The sequence below is a fragment of the Modicisalibacter tunisiensis genome, from assembly GCF_020148005.1.
Classification (GTDB): domain Bacteria; phylum Pseudomonadota; class Gammaproteobacteria; order Pseudomonadales; family Halomonadaceae; genus Modicisalibacter; species Modicisalibacter tunisiensis.
This window is the reverse complement of record NZ_JAGXFD010000002.1, coordinates 242,413-260,765: the sequence shown is the minus strand read 5'-3', so window position 1 is coordinate 260,765 and position 18,353 is coordinate 242,413. Positions and strand designations below refer to the sequence as shown.

The 18,353-nt window shown below is 70.0% G+C and carries 14 protein-coding genes; 6 read left to right on the top strand and 8 right to left on the bottom strand.

The features are described from left to right. The first annotated feature begins 1 nt into the window (after nucleotide 1). A complete protein-coding gene (locus KGQ91_RS16315; protein ID WP_224421517.1) occupies nucleotides 2–961 on the top strand; it encodes a cyclodeaminase in 960 nt (319 codons plus the stop codon). A gap of 78 nt (nucleotides 962–1,039) precedes the next feature. Here KGQ91_RS16315 and argC read toward each other — a convergent pair whose 3' ends face one another. Next, complete coding sequence (gene argC, locus KGQ91_RS16310; RefSeq protein WP_224421516.1) at nucleotides 1,040–1,990, bottom strand: N-acetyl-gamma-glutamyl-phosphate reductase; 951 nt, start codon at nucleotides 1,988–1,990, stop codon at nucleotides 1,040–1,042. Nucleotides 1,991–2,310: 320 nt separating this feature from the next. Between argC and KGQ91_RS16305 the strand changes: the two genes are divergently transcribed. Beyond that, complete coding sequence (locus KGQ91_RS16305) at nucleotides 2,311–2,979, top strand: haloacid dehalogenase type II (RefSeq protein WP_224421515.1); 669 nt, start codon at nucleotides 2,311–2,313, stop codon at nucleotides 2,977–2,979. Here KGQ91_RS16305 and KGQ91_RS16300 read toward each other — a convergent pair whose 3' ends face one another. From KGQ91_RS16300 to KGQ91_RS16290, 3 genes are read right to left on the bottom strand one after another with little or no spacing between them, the layout of a single operon-like run. Further along, nucleotides 2,980–3,639, bottom strand: coding sequence for an ATP-binding cassette domain-containing protein (locus tag KGQ91_RS16300; protein ID WP_224421514.1), 660 nt, complete (start codon nucleotides 3,637–3,639; stop codon nucleotides 2,980–2,982). Further along, entirely contained in the window at nucleotides 3,636–5,324 is a 1,689-nt protein-coding gene (locus KGQ91_RS16295) for an ABC transporter permease (RefSeq protein ID WP_224421513.1), read from the bottom strand. Before KGQ91_RS16295 ends, KGQ91_RS16300 begins: the two co-directional genes overlap by 4 nt. Continuing rightward, entirely contained in the window at nucleotides 5,321–6,505 is a 1,185-nt protein-coding gene (locus KGQ91_RS16290; protein ID WP_224421512.1) for an ABC transporter substrate-binding protein, read from the bottom strand. Before KGQ91_RS16290 ends, KGQ91_RS16295 begins: the two co-directional genes overlap by 4 nt. A 219-nt stretch (nucleotides 6,506–6,724) precedes the next feature. On the opposite strand from KGQ91_RS16290, the gene KGQ91_RS16285 reads away from it, so the two are divergent. The 3 genes from KGQ91_RS16285 to KGQ91_RS16275 all read left to right on the top strand — a co-directional run bounded on the left by KGQ91_RS16285 (nucleotide 6,725) and on the right by KGQ91_RS16275 (nucleotide 10,947). Further along, nucleotides 6,725–8,563 (top strand): DUF748 domain-containing protein, encoded by a 1,839-nt coding sequence (locus KGQ91_RS16285; RefSeq protein WP_224421511.1) that lies wholly within the window; start codon nucleotides 6,725–6,727, stop codon nucleotides 8,561–8,563. An 87-nt stretch (nucleotides 8,564–8,650) separates the two neighbouring features. After that, nucleotides 8,651–10,126: an NfeD family protein gene (locus KGQ91_RS16280; protein ID WP_224421510.1), complete on the top strand. Its 1,476-nt coding sequence runs from the start codon at nucleotides 8,651–8,653 to the stop codon at nucleotides 10,124–10,126. Further along, the gene (locus KGQ91_RS16275; protein WP_224421509.1) at nucleotides 10,123–10,947 is read left to right on the top strand and encodes a slipin family protein; all 825 of its coding nucleotides are present in this window, start codon (nucleotides 10,123–10,125) and stop codon (nucleotides 10,945–10,947) included. The genes KGQ91_RS16280 and KGQ91_RS16275 overlap by 4 nt, the downstream gene beginning before the upstream one ends. 30 nt (nucleotides 10,948–10,977) lie before the next feature. Here KGQ91_RS16275 and gabT read toward each other — a convergent pair whose 3' ends face one another. The 3 genes from gabT to KGQ91_RS16260 all read right to left on the bottom strand — a co-directional run bounded on the left by gabT (nucleotide 10,978) and on the right by KGQ91_RS16260 (nucleotide 15,356). Further along, the gene (gene gabT / locus KGQ91_RS16270; RefSeq protein ID WP_224421508.1) at nucleotides 10,978–12,255 is read right to left on the bottom strand and encodes a 4-aminobutyrate--2-oxoglutarate transaminase; all 1,278 of its coding nucleotides are present in this window, start codon (nucleotides 12,253–12,255) and stop codon (nucleotides 10,978–10,980) included. Nucleotides 12,256–12,469: 214 nt separating this feature from the next. Then, nucleotides 12,470–13,918: an NAD-dependent succinate-semialdehyde dehydrogenase gene (locus KGQ91_RS16265; RefSeq protein ID WP_224421507.1), complete on the bottom strand. Its 1,449-nt coding sequence runs from the start codon at nucleotides 13,916–13,918 to the stop codon at nucleotides 12,470–12,472. Between the two features lie 13 nt (nucleotides 13,919–13,931). Beyond that, nucleotides 13,932–15,356: an APC family permease gene (locus KGQ91_RS16260; protein ID WP_224421506.1), complete on the bottom strand. Its 1,425-nt coding sequence runs from the start codon at nucleotides 15,354–15,356 to the stop codon at nucleotides 13,932–13,934. Nucleotides 15,357–15,540: 184 nt separating this feature from the next. Between KGQ91_RS16260 and KGQ91_RS16255 the strand changes: the two genes are divergently transcribed. Next, on the top strand, nucleotides 15,541–17,025 hold the full coding sequence (locus tag KGQ91_RS16255) for an aminotransferase-like domain-containing protein (protein ID WP_224421505.1): 1,485 nt from the start codon (nucleotides 15,541–15,543) through the stop codon (nucleotides 17,023–17,025). Between the two features lie 22 nt (nucleotides 17,026–17,047). On the opposite strand, the gene lhgO is transcribed toward KGQ91_RS16255, so the two are convergent. Continuing rightward, nucleotides 17,048–18,244, bottom strand: a complete 1,197-nt coding sequence (gene lhgO, locus KGQ91_RS16250) for an L-2-hydroxyglutarate oxidase (RefSeq protein ID WP_224421504.1) — start codon at nucleotides 18,242–18,244, stop codon at nucleotides 17,048–17,050. Between the last annotated feature and the right edge of the window lie 109 nt (nucleotides 18,245–18,353).

Genomic DNA, 18,353 nt, shown 5'->3' with positions numbered 1-18,353 from the left:
CATGGAGCTCTATCAGCGCGATGACATCGAGGCCGCGGTCAGGCTCGACCGGGAGGCCCTGGCGGCCGTGGAGGCCGGCTTCGCCGCCCTGGGGCGCGGCGAGGTGGTGCAGCCGCCGATCCTGTCGATGGCGATCGAGGAGGCCAACGGCGAGGTGGACGTCAAGACGGCGCACATCCGTGGTGCCGAGCGCTTCGCCATCAAGGTCAGCCCCGGCTTCTTCGACAATCCCAAGATCGGCCTGCCGAGCCTCAACGGGCTGATGATGGTGTTTTCCGCCAGGACCGGGCTGGTGGATGCGGTGCTCTTCGACGAGGGCTACCTGACCGCCCTGCGCACCGCACTGGCCGGCGCGATCGCCGCCAAGCACCTGTCGCGCGAGGCCAGCCGCCGGGTCGCCGTGCTGGGCGCCGGCGAACAGGCCGAGCTGCAGGTGCGGGCGCTGCAGCTGGTCCGTGACATCGATACCGTCGATGTCTGGGCGCGGCACCGCGAGTCCGCCGAGGCCTATGCCGAGCGCATGCGCGCGCAGGGGCTGAGCGTCAACGTCCACGACTCGGTCAGGGACGCCTGTGCGCAGGCCGACATCATCATCACCACCACGCCCGCCCGGGAGCCGATCCTTACCGCCCAGGACCTGCCCGAGGGGGTGCATGTCACGGCGATGGGCTCCGACAGCCCGGAAAAGCGCGAACTCGACGAGGAAGTGATGATCCGTGCCGACGCCTTCGTCTGCGACACCCGCGCGCAGAGCCGGACCAACGGCGAGCTCAAGGCCTTCGTCAAGGCCGGCGAAACGGAGGCCAGCGCGCCGTTCAAGGTCTACGAGCTGGGCCAGGTGATCGCCGAGAACCAGCGCCTGCGGGTCTCGGATGCCAGCATCACCGTCTGCGACCTGACCGGCACGGGGGTTCAGGATACCGCGATCGCCGCCTTCGCCCTGCAGCGTCTGGCCGACTGACCCGGTGTTGCCGGTGGAGCGTGACGCTGCCCACCCCGGCCGGGGTGGGCAGCGTCGTTTCGGGCAGCGGTCGCCGCGTCAACCGACGGTCAGGCCGGTATCCTCGTCCAGGCCGAGGTGGATGTTCATGCACTGCACCGCGGCGCCCGCCGCACCCTTGCCCAGGTTGTCCAGCCGCGCGACCAGCGCCAGGCGTTCCTCGCCGCCGTAGATGAACAGGTCGACCCGGTTGGTGTCGTTGGCGCCCTGCACCTCGAAGAAGCCGTGGTCGAGACTGGCCTCGTCGGCCAGGGGCATGACGTTGACGAAGGGCTCGCCCGCATAGTGGCGGGTATAGGCGTCGTGGATCGCGGCACCGTCGGCGCCCGCGGCCAGGCGGTCGACATGCAGCGGCACGGTGACCGCCAGCCCCTTGAGGAAGGGGCCCACCACGGGCGTGAAGACCGGTGCCTGGGCGAGGCCGCCGTGCAGGCGCATCTCCGGCAGGTGCTTGTGGGCCAGGGTCATGGCATAGGGGTGCGGGGCCGCATGGCGGCCGGGTTCCGCGGCCTCGTATTCGGCGATCAGCTTCTTGCCGCCGCCGCTGTAGCCGGTCAGCGAGAAGGCCGACAGCGGGTAGTCGGCGGGCAGCAGGCCGGCCTCGATCAGCGGGCGCACCAGCAGGATGAAGGCACTGGCATGGCAGCCGGGGTTGGCGATGCGCTTGCTGCGCCGGATGGCCTCGCGCTGGCCGGGAACCAGTTCGGGCAGGCCATAGGTCCAGCCCTCGGCGGTTCGAAAGGCGGTGCTGGCATCGATCAGGCAGGTATCGGGATTGTCGAGCAGCTCGACCGCCTGGCGCGAGGCCTCGTCCGGCAGGCACAGGAAGGCCACGTCGGCGGCGTTGAGCAGTCGGGCACGCTCGGCGGTATCCTTGCGCCGATCGCTGTCGATGCGCAGCAGCTCGATATCGTCGCGCGCCTCGAGATAGTCGAGCAGGCGCAGGCCGGTGGTCCCTTCCTGCCCATCCACATACACGTTGAACGCCATCGCGGGTCTCTCATTCCAGTCGTCGATCAGGAGGGGCTATTGTGCGGCGTTTACCCCTTGCTTGTCATATGCCAAGGGGCACTTGTCAGGACTGTCGCCGTTACGGTGATCGCCAGGGGCAGAGCCGTCGACAGGTCTACGAGGGGGCGCTGTAAACCCCTCCATGGGCGCTACCTACGCCATCCATGGCGTAGGACCCCCTCTACGACCTGTCCCCGGCGCCCCTTGCCAGGCCAAGTGCGATTGCCAACGGCCACTTGTCGAGGGTCGACAAAGCGACCAGTCTGAAGCGACACGAACGCAGTGACAGGAAGCACGGCATGAAACGAGTTCTGGCATTCGATGTATACGGCACCCTGATCGACACCCACGGTGTGGTGGAGTCCCTGCACCAGCACCTGGGCGACAGCGCCGAGGAATTCTCGCGGCGCTGGCGCGACAAGCAGCTCGAATATGCCTTCCGGCGGGGCCTGATGGGCGCCTTCGCCGACTTCTCGCAATGCACCCGTGACGCCCTGGAATTCGTCGATCGCGCGATGGGCACACGCCTCGGCGAGACCGACAAGGAGCGGCTGATGGGCGTCTACGGGCGGCTGCCGGCCTTCGACGACGTGGCGCCGGCCCTGTCGCGCATGGCCGAGCTGCACCTCAAGCGGGTAGCGTTCTCCAACGGCAGCCGCCGGGCGGTCGAGGGGCTGCTCGATCAGGCCGGGGTGCTCGGGCAGTTCGACGACATCGTCAGCGTCGAGGAGGTCAAGCGCTTCAAGCCCGACCCGGCGGTCTACGCCTTTCTGCACAACCGGCTCGAGACGCCGGCCCACGAGACCTGGCTGGTGTCGTGCAATCCCTTCGACGTGATCGGCGCCAAGCACGCCGGCCTGCGGGCCGCCTGGGTGCGGCGCAGTGCCGAGGCGCCGTTCGACACCTGGGGCGGCGAGCCGGATCTGACGGTGTCGTCCCTCGACGAGCTGGCCGAGCGCCTGGGCTGATCAGGCCTCGCCCAGCGTGACGATCCGCCCGCCGGCCGCCTCGGCGTCGGCGGGATCGTGGGTCACCAGCAGGGCCGGCAGGCCGCGCCGGGCGATCTCGGCGACGACCCGCCGGCGCAGCTCGTCGCGCAACGCGACATCGAGACTCGAGAAGGGCTCGTCGAGCAGCATCGCCCGGGGCTCGGAGAGCAGCACCCGCAGCAGCGCGACCCGCGCCTTCTGGCCGCCCGAGAGGGTGGCCGGGTCGCGATCGGCGTAACCGGCCAGCCCGGCCCGGGCGAGCGCCTCGGCAACACGCGCACGGCGCTCGCGGCGCCGGCCGCCGGGGGCCATGCCGAAGGCGAGGTTGCCGCCGACCGAGAGGTGCGGAAACAGCAGCGGGTCCTGAAACAGCAGTCCGACCCGGCGCCGCTCGGCCGGCAGGGCGTCGAGCGGGGTCTCGCCGAGCCGGACATGGCCGCTCAGCCGGAAGGCCGCCGGGAGGAAGCCGGCGATGGCCGCCAGCAGGGTCGACTTGCCGCTGCCGGAGGGCCCCATCACGGTCAGGATCTCGCCGGGGGCGATGGTGGTGTCGAGCGTCACCAGCGTGCGCCTCGCCAGGTGAATGGTCAGCCGCTCGAGATGCAGCGGCGCGGGGGCGATGTCGGTCAGATCGGTCATGAGTGGCTCATCAGGCCGGTGCGATGGCGGAACAGCAGACGCGGCAGGCCCAGCGCCAGGGCGAAGCCGACGGCCGGCAGCAGCAGTTGCAGCAGGGCGTGCACGGCGGTCAGGCGGCGGTCGCCGCCGCTGGCCAGGCTCACCGCCTCGGTGGTGATGGTCGCCACCCGCCCGGCGCCCAGCAGCAGCGTGGGCAGGTACTGGCCGATGCTGACCGCGAAGCCCACGGCGGCGGCGCTCATCAGCGGCATGGCGAGCAGCGGCAGACGCACCCGCCGGAACACCCGCCCCGGCGAGGCGCCCAGGCTCCGTGCCAGGTGCGACCAGCGCGGGTCGAGCCGCCGGTAGCTTTCCGCGAGCACCAGATAGACATAGGGCAGCACGAAGAGCGTGTGCCCGGCAATCACCGCCCCGAGCCCCGGCGGCGGGCCATGGGCGGCCTGCCACTGCACCAGGCCGAACAGGAAGGCGCTCTGGGGCACCAGCAGCGGCAGATAGATCAACGCGGTCTGCCAGCGTCCGCCGCGTCGCTCCTCGGCCTCCAGCGTGCCCAGCACCAGCGTCAGTGACACGGCCGTGGCCGCCGCGCCGATGATGATGGTCCGGGTCAGCGGCGCTCCCCAGGCGCCGGCGGCGTCACGCCAGTTGTCCAGGGTCAGCGGCGGAATGACGGCCGGGAAGCGCCAGTATCCCGCCAGCGACCACAGCATCAGTCCGGCCAGGCTGCCGGCCATCAGCGCCAGCGCAATGCCCGGCAGCCCCGTACCCAGCGCCCGCGTGAGTCCTTCGGCGGCGGAACGTTGCCCGTTGGCCGGCCAGCCACGCCATAGACGGATTACGGCTGCTTCCAGCAACCGCCAGACGGCCAGCGCCGCCAGGGTCACGCCGAGCTGGGTCAGCGCAGCGGCGGAGGCCATGAAGCGCAGGCTCAGGTCCGGGTCGTGGAACCAGCGCAGCACCATCACCGACAGCGGCGGCGGCGTCGACGGCCCGAGAATCAGCGCGACATCCACCGTGGCGGTGGCGAAGGCGATCACCGCGTAGATCGGCAGGCGCAGCAGCGGATACAGCCCCGGCAGCACGGCCTTGAAGAAGGCCGCTGCGGGACGGTAGCCGAGCCCGCGGGCGACGCGCAGGCGCGCATCGGCCTGGCATTGCGGCAGGGCGGCCAGGCTCATCAGCAGCAGGAAGGGCACCTCCTTGATCGTCAGGCCGAGGATCAGCGCCAGCCCGCCGGGGTCGTGGGGAAACAGGTAGTCCGGCGGGTACTGCCAGCCGCTGAGCCAGGGAGACATCATCCGGCTGGCCAGCCCCGACGGGGCGAGCAGGAAGGCCAGGCCGATGGCGGCGGCGGCATGCGGTATCGCGAGCAGCGGCGAGAGCAGCCGGCGAACCATCCCCATGACCCGGGTCTGCAGGCAGGCGCCGAGCAGCAGCACCACGCCGGCCAGCGACAGCAGGGTGCTGGCCAGCCCGGTGACCGCGCTCAGGCGGATCATCTCGGCCAGCCCGGGCACCCGGGCGAGCGCCTGCCAGGGCGCCAGGGACAGCGAGGTACCGCCGAGGGCCGGCAGCCAGCCGAAGGCCGGTGCGATCACGCCGGCCAGCCCGGCGACGACCGGCAGGCCGATCAGGCCGACGGTCAGCCAGCGGGCCAGCCGGGTCCAGGCGAAGTGGCCGCTCATCGGGCGCCGTAGCGGGCCTGCCAGGCCGCCTCGAGTCGCGGCGTCCAGCTGGGATGCGGCTCGGCGAGCGTCCGGGACAGGGCGCCGGCCGGCAGACGCGCGGGGTTGTCGGCATCGTCGGCAAGGGCCGCGCGCTGATCGGGGCTCAGCGCCTCCATGGCCAGCACCGTGGCGTCTCCCCAGCCGTCGAGCGACTGCTTGCGGGCCTGGGCCTGCGGCGAGAGCAGGAAGTTGGCCAGCACCAGCGCGCCGGCCTTGTGGGCGGCGTTGAAGGGGATGGCGACGAAGTGGACGTTGCCCAGGGTGCCGCCGTCGAGCACGTAGCTGCGGGTGGTGGGCGGCAGGCGATGAGCGGCCACGGCCACGGCGGGGGCGGAGGGCGTGAAGGTGAAGGCCAGGCTCAGCTCGCCGTCGCCCATGAGCCGGCGCAGGGTGGCGTCGCTGGCCGGAAAGGTGCGCCCCCGGCGCCAGAGATAGGGATGCAGGCGGTCGAGGTAGTCCCACAGCGGCGCGGTGACCGCGTCGAAGTCGGCCTCCGCGACCGGGTGGTAGAGGGGCGTGCGGTCGTCGACCAGCGCCAGCAGCGCCTGCTTGAGAAAGCTCGAGCCCAGGAAGTCGGGCGGCAGCGGGTAGGTGAAGCGCCCCGGATGCGCCCGGGCCCAGTCGAGCAGGGCCGGAATGCTGCGCGGCGGCGAGGCGACGCGGGCGCTGTCGTGATAGAAGGTCAGCTGCGCCTTGCCCCACGGCGACTCGTAGCCTTCGGTGGGCAGGGTGAAGTCCTCGCGGACCGCCGGGTGGTCGGCGGGGTCGGTCAGCGCGTAGTGCGGCAGCCGCTGGGCGAAGGGGCCGTAGAGCAGGCCGTTTTTCTTCATGGCGGCGAAGTTCTCGCCGTTGAGCCAGATCAGGTCGATGGCGCCGTCATCGGTGTTGCCGGCGGCCTTCTCGGCGAGGACCCGTGACACGGCCTCGGCGGTATCGGCCAGCTTGACGTGGACGACGTCGACGCCGTGACGCGCCGCCATCGCCTCGGCGACCCAGTCGAGGTAGGCATTGACGTCCGGGTCGCCGCCCCAGGCATCGAAGTACACGGTCTGGCCGCGGGCCTCGGCTTCCACCGACGACCAGTCGTCGAGGGCGAAGGCCTGGGCGCCGCCGGCGACGAGCAGCAGGACGAGCGACATAAGGGGCCTGAGGCCGGCCGGGGACAAGCGGGGCATCGCGAGGGGCTCCTGGGAATCAAGGGCGGGGTGCCTGACTTTCCTTACGTACGCTCAGCCTGCCCGGAAAGATGCAGTCTGGCCAGCCGCGGGCCCGGGTTGTCGGAACGGCGCGGCAGTGGTCGGGGGTCGCCCCGGCTGCCACCCTGAAGGCAGGACGGGCCACGGAAGGAGAGAGGCGCGATGGCGATACGGAACAAGGCGGCGAGAGGCGGCCACCGCAAGGGGCGGTGGCTGGCAGGGCTGTTGCTGGTGGCGGGCGTGCTGGTGATCGGCTGGCAATGGGCCCTGCCGCGTTACGTGGCGACGCGCCTGACCGGCACGCTCTCCGCCATGACCGGGCGCGAGGTGACGGTCAAGCAGGTGGAGGTCACGCCCTGGCAGGCGACGGTGCGGCTCGAGGGGCTGCGCATCGCCGGCGAGGCCGGGCAGCCGCCGGTGCTGGCCAGCCGTGAGGTCGATGCCCGGCTCGCCTGGTCGTCGCTGTGGCACCCGGGCTGGCATGTCGAGCAGCTGCATTTCACCGCCCCGCGGCTGCGCCTGATCTGGCGTGAAGACGGCACGTGGAACCTGGCGCAGCTGTTCGGGGGCGGCGGCGGTGAAAAGGCGCCGCTGCGCATCGATCGCCTCACCGCCGAGCAGGGGCGCTTCGACTGGGTCAACCGGCGGCCGTCGCGTCCGGTGACCCTGTCGCTCGCCTCGGCGTCGCTGACCGCCACCGGCTATGACTCGCGCGACGCCGAGCCGATGAAGCTCGACGTCAAGGCGGACTGGGCGGGCCGGCCGTTCACCGCCGAGGGCACACTGGGCTTCGCGCCCTGGCAGGCCGATCTGGCGTTTCGGGTCGAGGCCCTGCCGGTGGCGGTGGTGAGCCGGTATGTCGCCTATCTCACCCGGGCCGAGGTGCCGCACGGCACCCTGAGTGGCCGCGTCCGGCTGCGCGCCGGGTCGGCGTCGTCGTCCGGCACCACGCTGACGGCGCAGGGCTCGCTGGCCGATATCCAGGCGACCACGCCCGACGGGGCGCCGCTGGGGCGCTTCGCGCACGTCGCGGTCGAGGGAGTGCACTTCGACAGCGAGGCCTCGCGCCTGACGATCGATGCCATCCGGCTGGCGCACCCCTGGTGGCAAGTCACCATCGACGAGGCGCTGACCACCAATCTGGGTGCCTGGCTGCCGCCCGGCGGCGGGTCGGGACAGGGGCAAGGAAAGAGGCGCGGACTGCGCTGGTCGCTGGCACGGCTGGCCATCAGCGACGGCCGGGTGGCGCTGGAGGATCGTCATCTGTCCCGTCCGGTGTCACTGAAGCTGGCGGCGCTGCATGGCGACTGGACGGGGCTGGGCGCCGGTGAAGGCGACGGCGCCCTGACGCTCGACGGGCGCGTCGACGGCGAGTCTCCCTTACGCATCGAGGGCACCTTCCAGCCCCTGAAGCGCCCCCTGCAGGGCGACATGACGCTGCATGTCGAGCAGCTGGCGCTGACCACCTTCGCCCCCTACATTCGCCGTTTCGGCGGTTATCGAATCGAGCAGGGCCGGGTCACGCTGGATGCCGCCTACCGGATTCGCGACGGCCGGCTGCGTGCCGAGACTCAAGTGGTTTTGCACCGGCTGGATCTGGGCGAGCCGGTGCCCGGCGAGGCGCCCGACCTGCCCGCCCGGCTGCTGGTGGGCCTGCTGCAGGGCGATGACGGCGTGATCCGCTTCGAGGTGCCGGTCACCATCCCGCTCGACGACCCCGAGCTGGATGTCGGCAGTGTCGTGGGGCAGGCGATCCGCGAAGCCCTCGAGAACCTGGTGACCTCCCCGCTGGAGACGCTGTCCTCGGTGGCCGGTGGTGAGGGCGACGAGGCCGGCGACGCCGGAAAGGAAAGCCCGGCCGGTGCGGATTCCGGGTCGAGCGCTGCCGAGAGCGACCGGCCTGAGTCGCCCGCACCGTCGGCCGACGAGACGGAATCGACGGGCTCGCCGACGGGCTCGCCGAAGGGCTCGCTCTATCAGCGGGCGCGGACGCGAGAGTGACGCGGCTGCCAATGTGATTGGCTTAGCAACTTTCGCGCGATGACACTAGCTTGAAGACAGCACCGTTCGATCCAGAGCGAGGCACTCATGCCGTCGATGCCGAACCATTTCCATGTCGCTCGTCACCACCGCCTGGTCTGGCTTGTATTCCTGGCGTGCACGCTGCTGGGCTGGGCCATGCTCACGCCCACGGCGCAGCCGGCCTCACGCCAGGCGCTGGTGATGACTTTGCACGGCAGCATCGGACCGGCGACCAGCGACTACTTCCGGCGCGGCCTGGAACGTGCGCAGGCGCAGGACATGGCGCTCGCCGTGCTGCGGCTCGATACCCCGGGCGGACTCGATGCCGCGATGCGCGACATGATCCAGGCGATGCTGGCCAGCCCGGTGCCGGTAGTGGTGTATGTCGCGCCGTCCGGCGCGCGCGCCGCCAGTGCCGGCACCTATCTACTCTACGCCAGCCATGTCGCGGCGATGGCGCCGGCCACCCACCTCGGTTCGGCGACGCCGGTGCAGATCGGCGGCGGGCTGCTGCCGGGGGGGTCGCCGGAGTCGGCGCCGTCCGGCGGTGATGACGCCAGCGACGGCGGCAAGACGGATACACAGGCCGGTGGTGCCGACAGCGACACGTCGAAACGTCACGGCGACACCGCCATGCAGCGCAAGGTGCTCGAGGATGCGGTGGCGACCATCCGCAGCCTGGCCCAGCGCCACGGGCGCAACGCCGACTGGGCCGAGCGGGCGGTGCGCGACGCCGTCAATCTCACCGCCGGCGAAGCGCTCGACAAGCACGTCATCGACGTCGTCGCCCGCGACGTGCCCGAGCTGCTCGGCCAGATCGACGGCCGCCAGGTGGTGATGGCCGACGGCCCGCGCACGCTCGACACCGCCGGGCTTTCCACGGTCGCCTTCGATCCCGACTGGCGCACCGAGCTGCTGAGCGTGATCTCGGACCCCAACGTCGCCTATTTCCTGATGATCCTGGGTTTCTACGGGCTGGTCTTCGAGCTGCTCAGCCCGGGGGCACTGGTGCCCGGGGTGGTCGGCGGGATCTGCCTGCTGCTGGCGCTGTTCGCCTTCCAGGTGCTGCCGATCAACTATGCCGGGCTGGGTCTGGTGCTGCTGGGGCTGGCGCTGATCGTCGGCGAAGCACTGATGCCCAGCTTCGGCGTGCTGGGCATCGGCGGCATCGTCGCCTTCGTGGCCGGCTCGGTGATTCTCATGGATGACCGCAACCTGGCCGTGTCGCTGCCGCTGATCGGCGGTGTGGCACTGGTCGCCTCGGGGTTCATGCTGTGGGTGGCGCTGCGCTTTCTGGGCCTGCGACGGCGTCCGAGAACCGGCCAGGACGAACTGGTCGGCGCACGGGCCGTGGCGCTGCATGACTTCACGGGGGCGGGCCATGTTCGCCTGTTCGGCGAACGCTGGCGGGCGCGTTGCCGCTCGCCGGTCCGGGCCGGCCAGACACTCCGGGTGGTGGCGGTCGACGGCCTGACCGTGGAGGTCGAGCCCGCCGCCGAGCCGCCCGACACCGCATCGTCCATATCGGGAGAGTCGTCATGATGCTGTCCTATCTGGTTCCGCTGGTGCTGGTCCTGCTGCTGATCGGCGCGTCGATTCGCATCCTGCCGGAGTACAAGCGCGGGGTGGTGTTCTTCCTGGGGCGTTTCCAGGCGGTGAAGGGGCCGGGGCTGTTCATCATCGTGCCGGTGATCCAGAAGATGCAGGTGGTCGACCTGCGCCTGGTGACCCTCGATGTGCCCGAGCAGGACGTGATCTCGCAGGACAACGTCACCGTGCGGGTCAACGCGGTGCTCTACTTCCGCGTGGTCGACCCGGAGAAGGCGATCATCCAGGTCGAGCACTACGGCATGGCCACCAGCCAGCTGGCGCAGACTACCCTGCGCTCGGTGCTCGGCAAGCACGATCTCGACGAGATGCTCTCCGAGCGCGACCGGCTCAACGACGATATTCAGGAGATCCTGGACACCCAGACCGAGGGCTGGGGGATCAAGGTCGCCAACGTGGAGATCAAGCACGTCGACCTCGACGAGAGCATGATTCGCGCCATCGCCCGCCAGGCCGAGGCGGAGCGCGAGCGGCGCGCCAAGGTGATCCATGCCGAGGGCGAGCTGCAGGCCTCGCACAAGCTGCTCGAGGCCGCCGACGTGATGGCGGCCAACCCCATGGCCCTGCAGTTGCGCTACCTGCAGACGATGAGCGACATGAGCGGCAAGAATACCTCGACGGTCATCTTTCCCATGCCCATGGACCTGCTCAAGGGCTTCTCCGCCATGGCGGGAAGTGCCCCCCGGACCGGTGCCAATCCGTCCCCAAATAACGAGGGCGGGGAGGCGTCCCGAAACGACGACGCCACCCGCTGAGGGTGGCGTCGGGCCGAGGCGGTGGCGCTATCAGCCGGCCAGCTCGGCGATCGCCGACTCGACGATGTCCAGGCCTTCCTCGACCAGGCTGCCCTCGGCGGTCAGCGGCACCAGGATGCGGATGGTGTTGGCGTAGAAGCCGCAGGAGAGCAGGATCAGCCCCTTCTCGCGGGCCTTGGCACATACCGCCTGGGTCAGTGCCGGGTCCGGGGCGCCGCTGGCCGGGTCGACGAACTCGAAGGCCGCCATGGCACCCAGGTGGCGAGCGTGGGCGACGGCGCCGAAGCGGCTTTCCCAGGTCGTGAAGCGCTCGGCCAGGGCCCGGCCCAGGCGCTCGCTCCTGGCGAGGATGTCCTCCTCCTCGATGGCCTCGATGACCGCCAGCGCCGCGGCGCAGGCCAGCGGGTTGCCGCTGTAGGTGCCGCCCAGCGAGTTGGGGCCGGAGGCATCCATGACCGCGGCGTTGCCGACCACCGCCGACAGCGGCATGCCGTCGGCCAGGCTCTTGGCCATGGTGACGATGTCCGGCGCGACGCCGCTGTGCTCGATGGCGAACAGCTTGCCGGTCCGCGCGAAGCCGGACTGCACCTCGTCGACGATCAGCAGGATGCCGTGCTCGTCGCACAGCGCGCGCAGCTGCTCGAGGAAGTAGGTCGAGGCGATGTAGAAGCCGCCCTCGCCCTGCACCGGCTCGATGACGATCGCGGCGGTGCGATGCGGGGCGATGTCGGTCTTGAAGACCTTCTTCAGGCCGGCCAGGGCTTCGTCGTCGCTGATGCCGTGCAGCGGGTTGGGGTAGGGTGCGCGATAGACGTCACCCGGCATGGGGCCGAAGTCGTTCTTGTAGGGCATGACCTTGCCGGTCATGGCCAGCGTCATGAAGGTGCGCCCGTGGAAGCTGCCGTCGAAGCAGATCACGCCGCTGCGGCCGGTGGCGGCGCGGGCGATCTTGACGGCGTTCTCCAGCGCCTCGGCGCCGGTGTTGACCAGCAGCGCCTTGCGCGCCGCGTCGCGGGTCGGGGTCAGTTCGCACAGCCGCCGGGCCAGCTGCACGTAGGGCGCATAGGGCATTACCGTGGCGCAGGTATGCATCACGCGGTCGAGCTGGGCCTTGACGGCCTCGACCACCCGGGGATGGCGATGGCCCAGGTTGAGCACGCCGATGCCGCCGGCGAAGTCGATCCAGCGGCGGCCGTCGGCGTCCCAGATCTCGGCGTTCTCGGCGCGATCGGCGAAGACGGTGGTGGGCGAGGCGGCGCCGCTGGCGACGTACTGGTCCTTCAGGGCGTTGAGTTCGGCATTGGTCATGCAGGTAAGCTCCATGGCAGGGCGTAGCCGCCCTCATTCGGCGGCAGGGAAGCGATGGTTTGTTTGGATTGAGTGACGTCGACCGCAACAAAAGCGTGGCGAGCGACGGCCAGGGTAGGCGAGACAGCGAGGTGACAGCGCAGTGGACGTCTGTCCATGAGCATGTCGCGTCGCTGGCTCAACACCGCCTGGCCGAGCGCAGCCCGTTTTTGTCCTAGAGGCCGCCGAGGCAGGCGTACTTCAACTCGGTAAACTCCTCGAGGCCGTGATGCGAGCCCTCGCGGCCCAGCCCCGATTCCTTGATGCCCCCGAAGGGGGCCAGCTCGGTGGAGATGAGCCCTTCGTTGACGCCCACCATGCCGTACTCCAGGGCTTCCAGGGTGTGGAAGATGCGCCGGTAGTCGCGGCTGTAGAAGTAGGCGGCCAGGCCGAAGGGGGTGTCGTTGGCCAGGGTGATGGCCTCCTCGTCGCTGTCGAAGCGGAACACCGGGGCCAGCGGGCCGAAGGTCTCTTCCTCGGCGACGGCCATGTCGCGGGTGGCGTCGGCGATCACCGTGGGCGTGAAGAACTGCGCGCCCGTGGGGTGGGGCTCGCCGCCGCACAGCAGGCGGGCGCCCTTTGCCAGCGCGTCGCCGACATGCCGCCGGACCTTGTCCACTGCGGCGGCGTTGATGAGCGGGCCGATCTGCACGCCCGGCTCGCGGCCGTCGCCGACCTTGAGGGCCGTCACGCGGGCGGTCAGCTTGTCGAGGAAGGCCTCGTAGACGCCCGACTGCACCAGGAAGCGATTGGTGCACACGCAGGTCTGCCCGGCGTTGCGGAACTTGGCGGCGATCGCGCCGTCGACGGCGGCGTCCAGGTCGGCATCGTCGAAGACGATGAACGGCGCGTTGCCGCCCAGCTCCATGGCGGTCTTCTTGACCGTACTTGCGCACTGGGCCAGCAGGGTCTTGCCGACCGGGGTGGAACCGGTGAACGACACCTTGCGCACCCGCGGATCGGTGGTCAGCACCTCGCCGATCGCCCCGGGACGCTCGCTGGTGACCACATTGAGCACGCCGGCCGGGAGGCCGGCCTGTTCAGCCAGCCGGGCCAGCGCCAGTGCGGTCAGCGGGGTCGCCTCGGCGGGCTTGATCACCACCGTGCAGCCGGCGGCGATCGCCGGGGCGCACTTGCGGGTGATCATCGCCAGCGGGAAGTTCCACGGCGTGATGGCCGCGACCACGCCGACCGGCTCGCGGGTGACCAGCATGCGCTTGTCCGGACTCTGCATGGGCAGCGTCTCGCCGCTCAGGGTCTTGGCCTGTTCGGCGAAGAATTCGACGAACGAGGCGCCGTAGGTCACCTCGCCCCGGGACTCGGCGAGCGGCTTGCCCTGCTCGCGCGTCATCAGCTCGGCGAGGGCCTCGCCGGCCTCGACGATGGCGTCGAACCAGGCGCGCAGCCGCCGGCTGCGTTCCTTCACCGGGGTAGCGCGCCAGGCCGGCAGTGCCCGGTGGGCGGCGGCCACGGCATCGCGGGCATCGGTGGCGTCGAGATCGGCGACCTGCGCCAGCGTCTCGCCGCTGGCGGGATCGGTGACCGGGAAGCGGCGCCGCCCGGGGCGCCACTCGCCGTCGATGCAGGCATCGACGGGCTGACCTTGGGTGAACAGGTCGATCATGGAGCGTCTTTCCTCAGCGTACGTAAACGTCTTGCATGACTTGGTTGCTGTAGTCCCGTCCGTAGCGGCTCAGCGCGTAGCCGTACATCGCCAGCCCGGCTACCATCCAGATGCCGAAGATCAGCCATTCGGTACCGGTCAGGGCGGAGGGGCTGCCCGGCAGGTAGAGGCAGGCCATGATGAAGGAGAAGGCCACGGCCAGGCTGCCCACCAGCTTGGCGTTGCCGACCCGGAAGGGACGCTCCATGTCCGGCTCGCGGACCCGCAGGACCATGAAGGACAGCGCCACGAACAGGTAGGCGATGACGATGCCCAGGCCGCCGGCGTCGACCAGCCAGACCATCGCCGGACGACCCAGCAGGGGGGCGAGCATCGACAGCAGGCCGATCATCAGGATGGCGTTGGTGGGCGTCTTGTGGGTGGGATGCAGCCTGGCGAGGAAGGCCGGCAGCATGCCCGAGTGGGCCAGCGCGTAGATGGCGCGGGAGCCGCCGATGTAGAAGGCGTTCCAGCTGGTGATGATGCCCGCGATCCCGGCCAGCACCATGAGCTTGCTGCCCCACGGGCTGCCCATGACGACGGCCATGGCATCGGGCACGCTCAACGAGCTCTCGACCAGGGTGTCGTGGCCGAGCATCAGGCTGGTGCCGAGAATGATCAGCGCGTACCAGGCCACCGCCATCATCACCGAGACGATCAGCACCTTGCCGATGTCGCGGAACGGCAGGTTGATCTCCTCGGCGGCCTGGGGAATCACGTCGAAGCCGACGAACAGGAAGGGCACCATCACCATGACCGCCATGATGCCGCCGGCCAGGCCGCCGTCGGCGCCGTGGTTGAACAGCGGGGTCATGTTGATGCCGTCGCCGGTGAACAGCGCGCCGGTGATGAACAGCACGCCGACCACCAGGATCAGGCCGGTGACCAGCTTCTGGATCAGCGCCGCCGTCGAGATGCCGAGGTAGTTGATGGTCATCATGACCAGCGAGCCGATCACGCCGACCGCCACCCAGCTGGCCTTGACGTCCCAGCCGGCGACGGTCCACAGGTGGCCGACGGCATAGCCGGGAAGCAGCTGCTCGACCACCGTCGGCAGGGCCACCGCCTCGAAGGAGACGACACCGACGTAGCCGAGCACGATGCTCCAGGTGCAGATGAAGGAGGCGAAATGGCCCAGCGCCCGATAGCTGTAGACGTGCTCGCCGCCGACCTTGGGCATGGCGGCGGCCAGTTCGGCGTAGGTCAGGCCGACCAGCAGCACGGCGATGCCGCCGACGATGAAGGCGAGAATCGCGCCGAGGCTGCCGGCATCCAGGATGGCGGTACCGGTGAGCACGATCCAGCCCCAGCCGATCATGGCGCCGAAGGCCAGGGCGAGCACGTCGCCTCGGGCCAGCACGCGGACGAGCTTGTCCGTCTGATGGGAAGTGTCTTGCATCATTGTTGTCCAATCCGGGTTTCTTGATGTTGTCATGGTGAGGACCGACTTACCTTGCAGGTCCGATCCTGAAGGCACGCTAGCAGCGTGCCGGTCGGCATTGAATAGACCAATTCGGCGTTCGACTGGACCAATTGCCGGTGCGCGCCGAGAATGGGCGTCTGGCGGGGAGGAAAAAGACACCATGGCAACGCAAGAGGCCCGACTGAGCGCGTTGTGGGCCGCCTATCAGCGACAGCCCGAGAGTCTCGGCAAGCAGGTGCGTGTCGAGCAGGCCCTGCGCGGCGTGATTCATTCGCACTGGCCCGGCGGGGTGCGCCTGCCCTCCCAGCGGCGCATCTGCGCCCGACTGGGGCTGGCGCGCGGCACCCTGGTCAAGGCCCTGCAGCGGCTCATCGACGAGGGCCTGCTGGTGACCGGGCAGGGCAGCGGGACCTGGGTGTGCCGGCCCTGTCAGGCACCGGTGACCCCGCTGGCGGAGGCCGCGCTGTCGCCTTCCGGCGAGGCGGCGCTGTCGGCACGAGCGCGGGCGGTACTGGCCAGCCCCGGGGCCAGTTCGATCCAGAGCGGCGCCTTCATGCCCGGTATCCCCGACATCGCGCACTTCCCGATGCGCAAGTGGCGCTCGCTCTATGCCAGCGTCACCGTGCCGCAGAACACCCTGCTGCTGTCCTATTCCACCGGCGGGTACGGCCCGCTCAAGCGCGCGATTCGCGACTTCCTGCAGCGCTGGCGCGGCATCCGCTGCGACACCGACCAGATCATCATCACCGAAGGCGCGCATCACGGCATCGAGCTGTGCACGCTGGCGCTGGCCGATGCCGGCCAGCGGGTACTGCTCGACTCCCCCTGCTACTGGGGGGCGCGCAACGTCTTCATGGCGGCGGGGCTCGAGGTCGAGACCCTGGCCTGGCATCCCGAGTCGGGGTATGTGCCGCGCACCGCCTCGCAGCCGGTGCACCTGGCCTATTTCACCGGCAGCCATCACTACCCGCTGGGCGTGCCGACGCGGACCGCGGACAAGCGGGCGCTGTGTCGCGAGGTGGGGGCGTCGTTCGTCATCGAGGACGATTACGAGTTCGCCGACGACGGCGGCAGTGACCTGCTCTTCGATCCGCAGGGCAGCGCCGGCGTGCTGGTGGGCACGTTTTCCAAGCTGCTGTTTCCCGGGCTGCGGCTGGGCTACCTGGTGGTGCCGCGCGGGCTGGCGGACCCGCTCAACCGGCTGCGCAGCGAGGTCTTCCGCGAGGGGCGGATGATGGACCAGGCGGTGCTGGCGCAGTTCATCGACGACGGGGACCTGGATGCCTGGAACCGGCGCATTCGTCGGGACTACCTCGCCCGTCAGCAGGTCCTCCACGACCGGCTCTACGACCTGCCCGGCGTCAGGCGGCTATCCGCGCCCAGCGGCACCATCAGCCTGTGTCTCGAGCTCGATCCCGAGATCGATGATGTGGCGCTGACCCAGCGGCTGCTCGAGGCGCAGCTGGTGGTGCGCCCGTTGAGCCTGGCCTGCGGGCGGGACGACCCTCGCCGCGGGCTGGTGATGGGCATCGGCATGGTCTCCGGCGACGGGTTGCGCCACGAGGCCGATCGGCTGCGCCGTGCCCTGAAGCGTCATCTGAAGGCGTCGCGCCGTCGCGGTGCCCGGCACGCGGCACCGCGATGATCGCCTGCACGGCTGGCGACGCTCAGGCGTCCACCTGGGCCCTGACCTTCTCGACGATGTGCGCGCCGATCGGGATGGCCGAGGTCGCGGCGGGAGAGGGGGCGTTGCAGACGTTGACGGTGCGGGCCGTGTTGACGAACAGGAAGTCGTCGATCAGCTCCCCGTCGCGGGACACCGCCTGGGCACGGACGCCGGCCGGGTAGGGCGTCAGGTCGTCGGCCGTCAGGCTCGGGCAGTACTTGCGCACCTCCTCAAGATAGCCGCCCTTGAAGAGCGAGTTCTTCATCTCGTGGAGCCCGGCGCGCCAGTGGCTGCGCAGCACCCGGCGAATGCCGGGGTTGGTGCCCATGGCGAGCAGGTCGCGCAGCGAGATGTCGCGCTTGCGATAGCCCTCGCGCTTGAAGGCCAGCACGGCGTTGGGGCCCACGGTCACCGTGCCGTCGATCATGCGGGTCAGGTGCACGCCGAGAAACGGCATCCCGGGATCGGGGATGGGGTAGATGAGGTGATTGACGATGGTGTTGTGCTGCGGGGGCAGAAGGTAGTACTCGCCGCGGAAGGGGCAGATGGTGAAGGCGGGCGTCAGGCCCAGCATGCGCACCGTGCGGTCGGCCATCAGGCCGGAGCAGGAGACCAGATGGCGGGTGGTGAAGGTGCCCTGCGAGCTGGTCACCACCACCTCGTCGCGGCGTTCCTCCAGGGCGGTCACTTCCGCGTCGTAGCGGATCTCGCCGCCGGCGTGGCGAAAGACGTCGGCCATCCGGGCGGTGACCTCGGCGTAGTCGACGATGCCGCTCGAGGGCACGAAGATGCCGCCGACACCGGTGATATCGGGTTCTCTCTCGCGCAGTGCCTCGGCGCTCAGCCACTCGCGCTCCAGTCCGTTGGCGCCGGTACGCTCCCAGATCGACTGCATGCGGGTCATTTCCACGTCGTTGGTGGCGACCAGCAGCTTGCCGCAGGTTTCGTAGGCGACGTCGTGGGTATCGCAGAAGGCCTTGGTGGCGCGGTTGCCGGCCAGGCAGAAGCGCGCCTTGAGGCTGCCCGGCGCGTAGTAGACGCCGGCATGGATGACGCCGCTGTTGTGGCCGGTCTGGTGATGCGCCGGCCCGCCTTCCTTCTCGAGGACCAGCATGCGCCGGTCGGGGTAGGCTTCGATGAGCTGCATGGCGGTCGACATGCCCAGAATGCCGCCGCCGATGATGATGAAATCGTACACCGGAATCTCGCAGGTTGAGGGAGTCAGGGGTATCGCCGTTAGGTGTTGTCGCCAGGGGCGGATCCGTCGACAGGTCTTCAAGGGGGTGCTGTGAACCCGTCCCTGGGCG

Coding starts and splice junctions, on each gene's coding strand:
- KGQ91_RS16315 (WP_224421517.1), top strand. CDS start 2: ATGGAGCTCTATCAGCGCGATGACATCGAGGCCGCGGTCAGGCTCGAC.
- argC (WP_224421516.1), bottom strand. CDS start 1,990: ATGGCGTTCAACGTGTATGTGGATGGGCAGGAAGGGACCACCGGCCTG.
- KGQ91_RS16305 (WP_224421515.1), top strand. CDS start 2,311: ATGAAACGAGTTCTGGCATTCGATGTATACGGCACCCTGATCGACACC.
- KGQ91_RS16300 (WP_224421514.1), bottom strand. CDS start 3,639: ATGACCGATCTGACCGACATCGCCCCCGCGCCGCTGCATCTCGAGCGG.
- KGQ91_RS16295 (WP_224421513.1), bottom strand. CDS start 5,324: ATGAGCGGCCACTTCGCCTGGACCCGGCTGGCCCGCTGGCTGACCGTC.
- KGQ91_RS16290 (WP_224421512.1), bottom strand. CDS start 6,505: ATGTCGCTCGTCCTGCTGCTCGTCGCCGGCGGCGCCCAGGCCTTCGCC.
- KGQ91_RS16285 (WP_224421511.1), top strand. CDS start 6,725: ATGGCGATACGGAACAAGGCGGCGAGAGGCGGCCACCGCAAGGGGCGG.
- KGQ91_RS16280 (WP_224421510.1), top strand. CDS start 8,651: ATGCCGTCGATGCCGAACCATTTCCATGTCGCTCGTCACCACCGCCTG.
- KGQ91_RS16275 (WP_224421509.1), top strand. CDS start 10,123: ATGATGCTGTCCTATCTGGTTCCGCTGGTGCTGGTCCTGCTGCTGATC.
- gabT (WP_224421508.1), bottom strand. CDS start 12,255: ATGACCAATGCCGAACTCAACGCCCTGAAGGACCAGTACGTCGCCAGC.
- KGQ91_RS16265 (WP_224421507.1), bottom strand. CDS start 13,918: ATGATCGACCTGTTCACCCAAGGTCAGCCCGTCGATGCCTGCATCGAC.
- KGQ91_RS16260 (WP_224421506.1), bottom strand. CDS start 15,356: ATGCAAGACACTTCCCATCAGACGGACAAGCTCGTCCGCGTGCTGGCC.
- KGQ91_RS16255 (WP_224421505.1), top strand. CDS start 15,541: ATGGCAACGCAAGAGGCCCGACTGAGCGCGTTGTGGGCCGCCTATCAG.